This window comes from Novosphingobium sp. UBA6272, from assembly GCF_002440635.1.
Taxonomy (GTDB): Bacteria; Pseudomonadota; Alphaproteobacteria; order Sphingomonadales; family Sphingomonadaceae; genus Novosphingobium.
In genome coordinates this window covers 170,482-182,129 of record NZ_DJUW01000016.1, presented here as the reverse complement: position 1 = coordinate 182,129, position 11,648 = coordinate 170,482, and the positions used below count along the sequence as shown (strand labels likewise).

Below are 11,648 nucleotides of genomic sequence, written 5' to 3'. Positions count from 1 at the left end.
CACCAAACCGGCAGCAGGCCAGTGGGATGGTGGGCTTGGAATAGAAAAACCAAACTTCCCAAGAACCGCTCAGCCTGAGCCTGTCGAAGGCCCCGCGTCCGCGCGGACCGATTGAGGCGGGAGGTAAACCGCAACGTCGCTGGCGGGCTTCGACAAGCTCAGCCTGAGCGGAGTTGGGGTAAGACGCTTGGGCAAACCAAGTTGGGGTAAGGCGGTGGGATGGTGGGCTTGGAATAGAAAAACCAAACTCCCCGAGAACCGCTCAGCCTGAGCCTGTCGAAGGCCCCTCGTCCAAACGGAACGATTGAGGCGGGAGGTAAACCGCAAGGCCGCTGGCGCGCTTCGACAGGCTCAGCCCGAGCGGGATCTGGGGCATGATCCTCCATTCGGATCGGGAATGGCACTGCCGTAACTCCCCGCTTTCCTACACCCCGCACCCTCCCGTATTCTCCCCTGCATGCACCCAACCGACCTCCCGCCGCGCCCCTCCGATATCGCTGCACCGGCTTTCATCCCGGTCCCGCTCAGCCGTGTCCGCCATGATGGCTGGACCGTGCCGCGGCAGTGCAATTTCCTGCGGGCGCTTTCGGTTACCGGCTCAGTCTCTTCCGCCGCGCGGATGGTGGGGATGAGCCGCAAGGCGGCCTATGCCTTGCGCGGGCGGAGCGGGGCGGAGAGTTTTGCGGCGGCGTGGGACCGTGCGCTGAGCGAGGGGCAGGCACGGGCCTTTGACTGGCTGATGGAGCGGGCGCTCAACGGCGTCACCACGATAACGCTGCGCACCGGCGGCGCGGTTGAGGTGGGGCATGGGCCGGACCGGCGGCTGGTCGGCTCGCCCTTTCGCCCCGGCCCGCGCGGATCGGGCGGAAGGCCACAGAAGGTGACCTAAGGTAACGCGCTAGGCCGATTGCCTGTGCCGCTTTGTCACCTTTGGTGAGGCTTGGAGGCGCAGGCTGGTCGGACACCCCTTGGCGCAAGGCACATATGGCATATATCATCGCCATCACAGTTTGAGAGAGGACCCCCCCGATGAATTCCAGCCCCTGGGCGCACCACAGCCGCAGCGCCGGCGTTGCCGACGATATCGACTTCGAGATCAAGGGGCAGGAGCTGCAGTTCCTCGAGATCGAGCTTGATCCGGGCGAAAGCGCGGTGGCCGAGGCCGGGGCGATGGTGTGGAAGGACGCCGCGGTGCAGATGAGCACCGTCTTCGGCGACGGGCGCGGGGCCGAGGGCGGGTTCATGGGCAAGCTGCTCGGCGCGGGCAAGCGGCTGGTGACGGGGGAGAGCCTGTTCACCACGGTTTATACCCACACCGGCAGCGGCAAGGCCCGCGTCGCCTTTTCCGCGCCGGTGCCGGGCGCGATCCTGCCGATCAAGCTCGACCAGATCGGCGGCACGCTGATCTGCCAGAAGGACAGCTTCCTCGCCGCCGCCAAGGGGGTGGAGATCGGGATCCATTTCCAGCGCAAGATCCTGACCGGGCTGTTCGGCGGCGAAGGCTTCATCATGCAGCGGCTGAGCGGCGACGGCTGGGTCTTTGCCCAGATGGGCGGCACGATCGTCGAGCGCGAGCTCCGCCCCGGCGAGGAGCTCCACGTCGATACCGGCTGCATCGCCGCGATGACGCCCAATGTGGAGTTCGAGATCCAGAGCGTCGGCGGGGTCAAGTCGATGCTGTTCGGCGGCGAGGGCCTGTTCTTCGCCCGCCTGCGCGGCCCGGGCAAGGTCTGGATCCAGTCGCTCCCGTTCGCGCGGCTGGCCGGGCGGATGCTGGCCGCGGCCGGCACCGGCGGCCAGAACCGTGGCGAGGGATCGGTGCTGGGGCAGCTGGGCAACCTGCTCGACGGGGACTGATCAGCCCCCGGCGTCGATCAGCGCCTGGATCTGCCTGTAAAACGCCTCGCGCGCTTTGCCTTCGGGGCCGAGCGTGGCGCGGGTCCAGTTGGCGTTGCTGGCGATGACGAGGTGACGCTTGGGGTCGATGAAGATGCCCTGGCCGAAGATGCCCTGCGCGGCGACCGAGCCATCGTCATAGGTCCACCACTGGAAGCCGTAGCCGTGGCCCGGCTCGCCGATGTCCTTCTGCTTGGTGGTGGCCTGGGCGAACCAGTCATCGGGAACGGCACCCTTGCCGCCGCCGAGCACGAACAGCCCGAACCGCGCATAGTCGCGGGTGGCGGCCTGGATGCAGCAGCCGGCGATCTCGTGCCCGGTCGGACCGAGTAGCCAGGTTGCCTTGGCTTCCATTCCGGCCGGCTGCCAGAGCTTCTCCTGCAGGTACTGGGTGAGCGGCTTCTTCGTGGCGGAGGAGACCAGTACCCCGATCAGGTTGGTCTCGCCGGTGTTGTAATGCCACACCTCGCCCGGCGGATGGGCGCGGGGGAGCTTGCGCATATAGCTGACGGTGGCGTCCATACCCGCCTCGGGCTTGGCCTCGTTGAACCTGGCGACGTCGGCGTTGGGGTCTTCGTAGTCCTCGTTCCACCTGACCCCCGAGCTCATGGTGAGCAGCTGGCGGACCGAGACATCGTCATAGGCCGAACCGCGCAGGCCGGGGACATAGGTGCTGACCTTGTCCTCCAGGCTCTTGATGTACCCGTCCTTGATCGCCGCGCCGACCAGGGTCGAGGTGAACGACTTGGCGACCGAGAAGCTGGTCCAACGGCCCTTGGCGTCAAAGCCAAGGCCATAGCGCTCAAACCGGATCTTGCCATCCTGGATGATCACGATCCCGGCGGCGCGCTGTCCGGCCATATAGGCGTCGATCCCGGGGATGGTCAGCGGCTTGCCCTGCGGCAGGGGCAGAGGATTGGCGGCGGGCAGCGCCTCGCGCGTTTCGGCCAGCACCGGCAGGCGGTCCATCGCGCGGAAGGCAGCATCGCGCTGCTCGAGCTTCCAGGCGAGCACGTCGCGGTCGGTCGGCATCGCTGCGATCAGCCCGCGGGTCTCCTTGTCGAGGCTGGCGTACCAAGCGCCGCCCCCTGCCAAAGCCAGGGCTATGGCCCCGAGAGCGATGGTCCTCTTGCGCATGTATGACTCTCCCTCGCAGGCAGCCTAGCGCGCCGGCGGGGGAGGGCAAGGGGCGGCGTCAGGCTTTGGGCGTTACCTTGCGGATCATGCCTTCCTGCGCGACGCTGGCCACCAGCCGGCCATCGCGGGTGAAGATCCTACCGCGATTGAAGCCGCGTCCGCCGCCGCTCCATGGGCTGTCGGTGGCATAGAGCAGCCATTCGTCGGCGCGGAACGGCTCGTGGAACCAGACCGCATGGTCAAGGCTGGCGCTGACCACTTCGCCGCGCGCCCAGCTGAGGCCGTGGGGCAGGGCGCAGGTTCCGAGAAGGGTCATGTCGCTGGCATAGGCCAGGATCGCACGGTGGATGCTGGGATCGTCGGGCAGCGCGGCGACAGTCTTGAACCATGAGTGTGAGCGCGGCGGGGCGGGAACCGGGTTCATCCAGTGCCGCCCTTCGACCGCGCGCATCTCGACCGGGCGCTGGCTGAGGAAATGGTGGCGCGCCTCGGGCCGGGCCTGTTCGGCAAAGCGGCGGCGGACTTCGACCTCGGGCTCCAGCTCTTCGGGCGGGGGCACGTCGGGCATCTCGGCGTCGATATGGTGCAGGCCTTCCTCGTGCCGCTGGAAGCTGGCGGTCAGGTTGAAGATCGGGCGGCCCTGCTGGCTGGCGACGACCCGGCGGTTGGAAAACGAACCGCCGTCGAAATCGCGCGTCACCTGGTAGTCGCTGCTGTGTTCCTCGCTGCCGCCGCGCAGGAAATAGGCGTGGAGCGAGTGTGCCGGGCGGTCGTCCGGCACGGTCGCTTCGGCCGCGTTGAGCGCCTGGGCGATGACTTCGCCGCCAAAGACCCGGCCCACGCCGCCGCGCTTGCGCCGGCCAGTGAAGCGGTCTTCTCCATCGGGCCTTACGGCGAGCAGTTTCAACAGCCCGGTAACGAGCTCTTCGGGGGTGCGTTCTCCATCCATCGCACCGCCTTTGATGCAGTGCCGATGCGAGGTCAATGCCGCTTAAGCACGCGATTAAGCGTTAGTCGCCAATGATCGCATGCGGCAGGAAGCGCGCTAGGTCGCGAGTGATCGGGCCGCTATCCTCACGTACCGACATGGCAACGGCATCGTCGCCCACCACCCAACTGCCGACAACTGCGTGATTGCCCGCGGACTGGGCGAGCGGGGCATAGGCCTGGACGATCCGCCCTTCCGCGCCATAGCCTTCGGCCGGGCCGCGGCTTCGCCGAAAGCCGTCGAACAGTTCAATATCGGCCCCTTCGCGCGAAAAAAACGGTTTGATGGCATGCGGTCCGGCAGCAATGGCATCAGCCTCGGCCGTGCCTTCGAATGCGGCAGGGAGCAGGTTGCGATGGCCGCGGTGGCGTTCCCACAGCAGCGGGAGGATCGCTTTGTTGGAGAGGATCGCCTTCCACATCGGTTCGAGAAACACGGTAGAGGACTGTGCCAGCGGGGCCGAATAGGCAGAGCGCATCAGGGTTTCCCAAGGGTAGAGCTTGAAGAGCGCGCCGATCACCATGTCTTGATCATCGATCAGTTGACCGCTGGCATTCACCCCGATTGCGTCGATCGCAACAAAGTGGGCTTCGATACCGGCCTGGACCGCCAAGTCTTCGAGGTAAAGCACGGTTTGTCGATCCTCGACATGGTCGGCTTGGGAAGAGAAGTGGACAAGGCTGCCGGGCGAAAACAGGTGTCCAAAACGCTCTACCAAGGCTTCATGCAGCCGGTTGAACTGGTCTGCCCCCTGCGGCAGTCGGCCCAGCGCGATGCATTCCTCCAGCCATTGCCATTGAAAAAAGGCGGTTTCGTAGATGCTGGTCGGGGTATCGGCGTTGAATTCGAGCAGTTTGGCCGGCCCGGTGCCGTCAAAGGCGAAATCAAACCGGCCGTAGAGCGAAGGCGCGCCAGAGAACCACGAACCCGCGATCGGATCTCGTAGCGCTGCGGGAATCGCCATGCGATCCATCAGTTGTTCGGAACGGACCACTTCATCGACCAGAGCAAGGCACATCGCGTAGAGTTCGACCGTTGGGTCCTCGATCTCGCGTTCAAGCTTGCCCAGTCCGATTTGCCAATAGGCGCTCTCATCCCAGTATCTGGCTCCGTTGACATGATGAAATGTAAAGCCGTTGTCGCGGGCAGTCGCCTGCCAATTCGGCCGCTCGGCGATGGAAATCCGTTGCATGGCTGCCTCTTGTCTCGTGCCAGGGCAATAACGCTATGGTAATTCTGCCAGGCTAAGGCAATGCTGCTGCCTAATCGAGATGGGGAACAAGGCCTTGAATACGGAACGCAAACAACAGTCAGCTTTGCAGCGCAGGAGCAAGCGCTCGGGCCGCGTCGCCTTGTCCCGCATGGCCGGGCTTGGCTCCGCAATGCTTCTGGCGGGTTGCGGAACTGAAGCGCCCGCTCCGTCGCCGGAAGACAGCGAACCAAAGCAGGAAGTGCTCGCATTCGAAAACCAGTTTGAATGCAAGGCGAATTCAGGTCTTAGCGAAGAAGAATGCGCTGCAGCCCGCAAGCAGGCGGTGGAAGTGGCCGCGCAGACCGCGCCGCGCTTTGCCGATAGCTATGACTGCGAAGCTGAATGGGGCCAGGGCAACTGCATCCAGCAGAGCCACGCCGGACAAAGCTTTTTCATGCCCTTCGTTGGCGGCTTCATTCTTGGCAAGGTATTGGCTGGCAACAGCCGCGATGTCGTGCCGCTGTTTCGGAAAACCAAGGACGGTCCTTTGCAGACCGCCAATGGTGTGCGGCTCGGCTATGGTGGCGCGCCGGGCAAATATGTTGCTTCGGCGCGGGCCTTCGAAAAGCCGGCCAGCATACCCAAGATCGCATCTGCTTCGGCGGCAGCATCGCGCGGAGGCTTGACCAAGGAAGAGCAATCGAACGGCCGGGTCCGCGGTTTTGGCGTGGTGCGAGCCGGCGGTTAGCGCGCTTTGGCTAGTCGGTTAGAGCCCCGTTGGATTGTGCTTCAATTCCATGCGCAGTAGGAATCCAAACACTGCGCGGCGCAATTTTCCGCCGATTGCGATTGAGATCCGGCCAACGGCACGGCGCTCGCGCCAGATATGATCGATCATCGGATGGTCGGCTGCCGCGCAGCTATCGCACCATTCGATCTGGGGATCGGCGAGCAGGTCCAGGTTCTCGCGTTGCACAAGCACACCCGGGGAGTAGCGCGAGTAGCGTTCGTCAAAAGCGGTCTTGTAAGAGTAGGCACCCGGCGCGGTAAGGAAATTGACCAGCATCGCGATCGGCTCGCCACCCAGATTCAGGGTCAGCCGCTCAAGTTTGCCGTTTTGCGCAGCGCCATGCAGCGCCTCCTTGAACAGCTGCATGGTGGCTTGATGCGAGGCGAGGGCGGAGCCGGCTGTTCCCTTCCAGCCGGAATGCTCCAAAGCCAGAAACTGCTCGATCCAACTGGTGAGGCCAGTGTCATTGCGGCTCCGTTCAAACCGAACTTCGCCCAGTTCGGACAAGCGCGCAAACTGGCGGCGCAATTCCTTACGCTTCTTGCCCGAGAGGCTTTCCACGAAATAGTCTTGCGGCGAGAGACTGGATGCAAGGAGTGCCCGTTCTTCGCGAAACACCAATCCGGCCAGACGGTCCTGTTCCGCCAGAACGTCCTTGAGCGCGGCATGGAGCGGGCCTTCAAGCGGCAGGGTCGACAAGTGCAGGAACAGCGAGGCTCCGCCCTCGCGGTCCGCCCAGTCCAGCAGGGCACGCCAGAATGCCTTCTCGAGCCCGGTGGCGACCAACGGGCAACCAAGGAAGCAGTTGCCGTGGATCCAGCCGCACAGCTGCGGGATCGGGCGGCCATAGTAGCTCCGTTCGTGCCGGACAGGCAGCAGCCCGATCAGATCCCCGTCGGCCTCGACCCGCAGAATTGAAACGCTGCCTTGCGGATCGAGCGCGCGCAGCGCCGGGAGCAGGTACCAGCTCTCGTGGAAGGGGTTGGGTTCAGCCGCACACTGTGCCAGCGCATCCCAGGCGTGGCGCGCCTCAGGTGTATCGATCGTTGACCAAGGGCTGACCCTTATCCGCACCGCAAGCGCGGCCGAGGCTGTGGCCTTCGAACCGGAAGCGGTAACTCCGTGAATAGGATTGGCCACGCTTGCCAAGCAAAACCCCCTGCGCCAGCCGGAAAATTCGGCTGGACAGGGGGTTTAGCCATCAAGTGCCAAGGAATGGCTAACGGGCCCTATTTGACCGTGAAAAGGCGCTGCGCCATCGCGGTCACGTCCGGATCGGCGGGCGGCCGCTTTGCGTAGTCGGGGTCGGACTGGACATAGGCCGGATTGAATTTGTCCAGCCAGGCCGCCGTGCTGCCCAGCCACTCAATCCGTTCTTCCTTGGTGAAGAATACGCTGTAGTGACCATTTTTCGGCTGCTCGATATAGGCAAATTCGACGCCTTCCTTTTTGCCCGCTGCTCGCAGAGCACCCGCCAAGGCACGGCCTTGAGCGATCGGAACCCGAGGATCGCGAACGCCGTGAACCACAAGGATCGGTGACCATTTGCCCCCGGCATTGCGGGCGGGGGAGACGTCGTTCAGTGACGCTGCACCCTTGGCCAGATAGTTTGCGCCAAACGAACCCAGATAGCCCTGATCATAGTCACGCATCATCGGCAGGTCATAAACCCCAGCCCCTGCGATCGTGCACCGCCAACGGGCGGCATCTCGCTGGGCGGCGCGGGCCGAAGCATAGCCGCCGTAAGACCAGCCCATCATGCAGGCCCGGGAAGGATCGACAATGCCCTGTGCGCCCAAATGATCGACGACATCGTTGAGGTCGTCCTGCATCCGGGTGCCGAAACCGTCCTTGCGACCAGCTTTGACAAACTCCGTCCCATAGCCGCCCGAGCCGCGATAATTTGGCTGAACCACGACATAGCCTTGCTCGGCAATGGACTGGGCCCATTGATCATATTCGGCATAGTCACGAACCCCATAGGGTCCGCCGTGTGTAAGCACTACAACCGGCAACTTCTTTTGCCCGGCGCGCAGCCGCGGCATGGTGACCACGGCCTCGATCTCCAATCCGTCGCTGGCCTTGTAACGGATCGCCGATACGGGGTTCATCAAGCCGTCCTTGATCGTTGCATTTTCATGCCCGATCAGCTGCATCTGGCCCGATGCCGTGTCGTACAGATAGAAGGCCTCCATCTGGTTGGGCCGCGAAAGACCGATGATCAGCTTGGTGTGCCCCTTTGAATAGGAGGCTATCCGCCAATTTCCTTTGCCAAACCCGTCGTCAAGAAATGCACCGATCTCCTTCAGCGCCGGGTCGGTGAAGACCTGATGGCGGCGGTCACTGAAGTAAGTGTACCCGATGACCTTGCGGGTATATCGATCAACGATCGCTCCCCCGGCGTCATAGCCACCCGGGGCTTCGAACACCTTCTCGACGATCGTCATCGTCTTCATGTTGGCTTTGTAAAGTGCGTCGCGGCCTTCGTGGTTGCTCGAAACGATCCCCATGTCCGGTTCGTCAAGGAAGGCCACCGGGCGCATGCCAGCACCAGTGAAATTCGTATCCTTGACCTTCTGGACGGTCGTGATCGGGTCGCCCGCCTTCGACCGATACAACATCTTTTCTTCACCGGTATCGCGATTGGATGATTGTCCGACCCGGACCACGCCGCTCGCGTCGGCAAACCAGCCGCCGACAACGGGGTTTGGCTGCTGGACGATGTCGAGCGACTTGCCGGTTGCGATATCGACCCATTCAACCCGGTACCGGAAGCGCATTTCGGTATCGCCGGTGTCAACCTGTCGGGCGAGCAGGATTCGTGCCTTTTCGCGGTCAACAAACAAAACATTGGCTCCGTCGCCAGTCGTATCTTGCCAGGCAAGCGGGATGGTCTTGCCGGTCTCAACATCGTATGCGGCCAACCGGCGCAGATCGATACGTTGACCGAAAAGGTTTTCGCGTGATGACAGCGTGATCAGCAGATAGCGATCAGTGGCCCAACCATAGGATTGGACCGAGCGCTGCCCTGCCTCCTTGTAGGTCGCCGCAGTTGCATAGACCTTGGGCTTGCCGCCCTTTACCAGATCGATGATCGCATAAACGAAATCGTTGCCGCTACCCAAGGTTATGGCAGCCTTGGTGCCATCAGGGGAAATCGAAACGTCCTGCATTGCGGGGAGTTCGGCCAAGGCAGACAGCGGAACCTTGTTGGGCATGGGAGTGCCCGGCGTTGTCTGTGCAATCGCCGGAGCGGCAAGAACCATCGCAAGTGCAGCAGCGACCGCGCTGCAAGGGATAAGCTTGGAGAATTTCACGCAATCGATCCTTCCTGATGCCGATCAAGTGGCAGTGATGCATACAGACTAGCACACTGCGTTCAAACGAAAACCCCGCCCGGATCGCTCCGGGCGGGGTCTTGTTTTCCCCAACTGGGTGAGTTGCCTAATGTGCGGCGAGGGCCGCGAGCAAAAGCAACGCCACGATGTTGGTGATCTTGATCATCGGATTGACGGCCGGACCGGCGGTATCCTTGTAAGGATCGCCGACCGTGTCGCCGGTCACCGCGGCCTTGTGGGCTTCAGAGCCCTTACCGCCGTGGTTGCCGTCCTCGATGTACTTCTTGGCATTGTCCCAGGCGCCGCCGCCCGAGGTCATCGAGATCGCGACGAACAGGCCGCCGACGATCACGCCCAGAAGCAGGGCACCCAGGGCGGCAAAGCCGTTTTCCTGGCCGGCAACGGCGGAGATCACGAAATAGACCACCAGCGGAGCGGCCACCGGCAGCAACGACGGGATGATCATTTCCTTGATCGCGGCCTTGGTCACCAGATCGACGGTGCGGGCATAGTTCGGCTTGACCTCATAGGTCATGATGCCCGGGTTTTCGCGGAACTGTTCGCGCACGTCCTTGACCACGTCACCGGCGGCACGGCCCACGGCGGTCATGCCCATCGCACCGAACAGGTACGGGAGCAGCGCGCCGAGCAGCAGGCCAACGATCACATAGGGGTTTTCAAGGCTGAAGTTCACCGTCAGGTTCGGGAAGAATTCCCGCAGGTCGGTGGTGTAAGCTGCGAACAGCACCAGCGCGGCGAGGCCGGCCGAACCGATGGCATAGCCCTTGGTGACAGCCTTGGTGGTGTTGCCAACCGCGTCGAGCAGGTCGGTCTTTTCACGCACGCTGTCATCCAGGCCCGCCATTTCGGCGATGCCGCCGGCATTGTCGGTCACCGGACCATAGGCATCGAGCGCAACCACCATCCCGGCCAGAGCCAGCATCGCGGTGGCCGCATAGGCAATGCCCATAAGGCCCGCCAGCTGGTGCGCGATGATGATGCCGGCCACGATCACGATCGTGGGCAGGGCGGTCGATTCAAGGCTGATGGCCAGACCCTGGATCACGTTGGTGCCGTGGCCCGTCTCCGAAGCCTTGGCGATCGACTTCACCGGGCGATAGTTGGTGCCGGTGTAGTATTCGGTGATCCAGATGATCAGGCCAGTGATGACCAGACCCAAGAGCGAGCACCAGAACAGGTCCATGCCGCTGAATTCGGTGCCTGGGATCATCGCATCCATGCCGCCCAGGGCATAGCCGATGGCCCACCAGATCGCCCCCACCGAAAGCACGGCGGTAAGCAGGAAGCCCTTGTACATGGCGCCCATCACGTTCTTGCCGCCGCCAAGACGCACGGCATAAGTGCCGATGATCGAGGTGACGATGCAGACGCCGCCGATCAGCAGCGGCAGCGCCATCAGGTTGGGCAGCAGATCGCCCGCACCCTTCAGCAGCAGCGCGGTCAGCACCATGGTGGCGCCAACGGTAACGACATAGGTTTCGAACAGGTCGGCAGCCATGCCGGCGCAGTCACCCACGTTATCGCCCACGTTATCGGCAATCACGGCCGGGTTGCGTGGATCGTCTTCGGGGATGCCCGCTTCGACCTTGCCGACCAGGTCAGCGCCGACGTCGGCAGCCTTGGTGAAGATCCCGCCGCCCAGACGCGCGAAGATCGAAATCAACGACGCGCCAAAGGCCAGAGCCACCAGCCCGTCCACAACCTTGCGGCTGTCAACGGAAAGACCCATCTGCGCGGTCAAATACCAGAAGAACACCGCGATCGCGAGGAGGGCAAGGCCCGCCACCAAGAGACCGGTGATCGCACCGGCGCGGAATGCCATGGTCAGGCCGGCCTGCAGACTGGTCTGCGCAGCTGCGGCCGTGCGCACGTTGGCGCGGACCGAGATGTTCATCCCGATGAAGCCGGCAACGCCCGACAGGATCGCGCCGATCAGGAAGCCGGCAGCCGAAATCGGCCCCAGTGCCCAGGCAACGATCACCGCCACAATCACGCCCACCACTGCGATGGAGGTATATTGGCGCTTCAGGTAGGCTTGCGCGCCTTCCTGAATGGCGGCGGCGATTTCCTGCATCTTTTCATTGCCCGCCGGTGAATTCAGCACCTGGCGGCTGGTGACGAAGCCATAGACAATGGCCAGCAGCCCCAGCAAAATGGAGATCGTGACTAGATTCACGGGAAGCTCCCCCTTGTTATTGGTTCCCAAAACTTCCGCCCCGCCAGTCCGCGAGGCAGCCGGGCGAGAGCTATAGGGGGGATTCGCGGCAATGCAACGCCGGATGGCGC

General features: G+C 63.3%; 9 protein-coding genes. 3 read left to right on the top strand and 6 right to left on the bottom strand.

Annotated features, from left to right (window positions below; translation table 11 throughout):
• Nucleotides 1-457 precede the first annotated feature (457 nt).
• Together B2V17_RS08950 and B2V17_RS08945 are read left to right on the top strand one after the other, a co-directional pair.
• Nucleotides 458-889 carry a hypothetical protein gene (locus tag B2V17_RS08950; RefSeq protein WP_292996993.1) on the top strand — a complete coding sequence of 144 codons (432 nt, stop codon included), beginning with the start codon at nucleotides 458-460 and terminating at the stop codon, nucleotides 887-889.
• A 140-nt stretch (nucleotides 890-1,029) separates the two neighbouring features.
• Nucleotides 1,030-1,857, top strand: a complete 828-nt coding sequence (locus B2V17_RS08945; protein ID WP_292996992.1) for a TIGR00266 family protein — start codon at nucleotides 1,030-1,032, stop codon at nucleotides 1,855-1,857.
• On the opposite strand, the gene B2V17_RS08940 is transcribed toward B2V17_RS08945, so the two are convergent.
• The 3 genes from B2V17_RS08940 to B2V17_RS08930 all read right to left on the bottom strand — a co-directional run bounded on the left by B2V17_RS08940 (nucleotide 1,858) and on the right by B2V17_RS08930 (nucleotide 5,213).
• Complete coding sequence (locus B2V17_RS08940) at nucleotides 1,858-3,033, bottom strand: serine hydrolase domain-containing protein (RefSeq protein ID WP_292996991.1); 1,176 nt, start codon at nucleotides 3,031-3,033, stop codon at nucleotides 1,858-1,860.
• 58 nt (nucleotides 3,034-3,091) lie between these two features.
• Nucleotides 3,092-3,982 (bottom strand): acyl-CoA thioesterase, encoded by an 891-nt coding sequence (locus B2V17_RS08935; protein WP_292996990.1) that lies wholly within the window; start codon nucleotides 3,980-3,982, stop codon nucleotides 3,092-3,094.
• Between the two features lie 61 nt (nucleotides 3,983-4,043).
• Nucleotides 4,044-5,213, bottom strand: coding sequence for a glutathionylspermidine synthase family protein (locus tag B2V17_RS08930; RefSeq protein ID WP_292996989.1), 1,170 nt, complete (start codon nucleotides 5,211-5,213; stop codon nucleotides 4,044-4,046).
• Nucleotides 5,214-5,382: 169 nt separating this feature from the next.
• Between B2V17_RS08930 and B2V17_RS08925 the strand changes: the two genes are divergently transcribed.
• Nucleotides 5,383-5,961: a DUF1190 domain-containing protein gene (locus B2V17_RS08925; protein WP_292997005.1), complete on the top strand. Its 579-nt coding sequence runs from the start codon at nucleotides 5,383-5,385 to the stop codon at nucleotides 5,959-5,961.
• Between the two features lie 18 nt (nucleotides 5,962-5,979).
• On the opposite strand, the gene B2V17_RS08920 is transcribed toward B2V17_RS08925, so the two are convergent.
• The 3 genes from B2V17_RS08920 to B2V17_RS08910 all read right to left on the bottom strand — a co-directional run bounded on the left by B2V17_RS08920 (nucleotide 5,980) and on the right by B2V17_RS08910 (nucleotide 11,538).
• The gene (locus B2V17_RS08920) at nucleotides 5,980-7,143 is read right to left on the bottom strand and encodes a GNAT family N-acetyltransferase (RefSeq protein WP_292996988.1); all 1,164 of its coding nucleotides are present in this window, start codon (nucleotides 7,141-7,143) and stop codon (nucleotides 5,980-5,982) included.
• A gap of 89 nt (nucleotides 7,144-7,232) precedes the next feature.
• Complete coding sequence (locus tag B2V17_RS08915; protein ID WP_292996987.1) at nucleotides 7,233-9,221, bottom strand: alpha/beta hydrolase family protein; 1,989 nt, start codon at nucleotides 9,219-9,221, stop codon at nucleotides 7,233-7,235.
• A gap of 226 nt (nucleotides 9,222-9,447) precedes the next feature.
• A complete protein-coding gene (locus B2V17_RS08910) occupies nucleotides 9,448-11,538 on the bottom strand; it encodes a sodium-translocating pyrophosphatase (protein WP_292996986.1) in 2,091 nt (696 codons plus the stop codon).
• Between the last annotated feature and the right edge of the window lie 110 nt (nucleotides 11,539-11,648).

What these genes read in the sequence shown, in the direction of transcription:
- B2V17_RS08940 (WP_292996991.1), bottom strand. Translation starts at nt 3,033, where the DNA reads ATGCGCAAGAGGACCATCGCTCTCGGGGCCATAGCCCTGGCTTTGGCA.
- B2V17_RS08935 (WP_292996990.1), bottom strand. Translation starts at nt 3,982, where the DNA reads ATGGATGGAGAACGCACCCCCGAAGAGCTCGTTACCGGGCTGTTGAAA.
- B2V17_RS08950 (WP_292996993.1), top strand. Translation starts at nt 458, where the DNA reads ATGCACCCAACCGACCTCCCGCCGCGCCCCTCCGATATCGCTGCACCG.
- B2V17_RS08915 (WP_292996987.1), bottom strand. Translation starts at nt 9,221, where the DNA reads ATGCCCAACAAGGTTCCGCTGTCTGCCTTGGCCGAACTCCCCGCAATG.
- B2V17_RS08925 (WP_292997005.1), top strand. Translation starts at nt 5,383, where the DNA reads ATGGCCGGGCTTGGCTCCGCAATGCTTCTGGCGGGTTGCGGAACTGAA.
- B2V17_RS08945 (WP_292996992.1), top strand. Translation starts at nt 1,030, where the DNA reads ATGAATTCCAGCCCCTGGGCGCACCACAGCCGCAGCGCCGGCGTTGCC.
- B2V17_RS08930 (WP_292996989.1), bottom strand. Translation starts at nt 5,213, where the DNA reads ATGCAACGGATTTCCATCGCCGAGCGGCCGAATTGGCAGGCGACTGCC.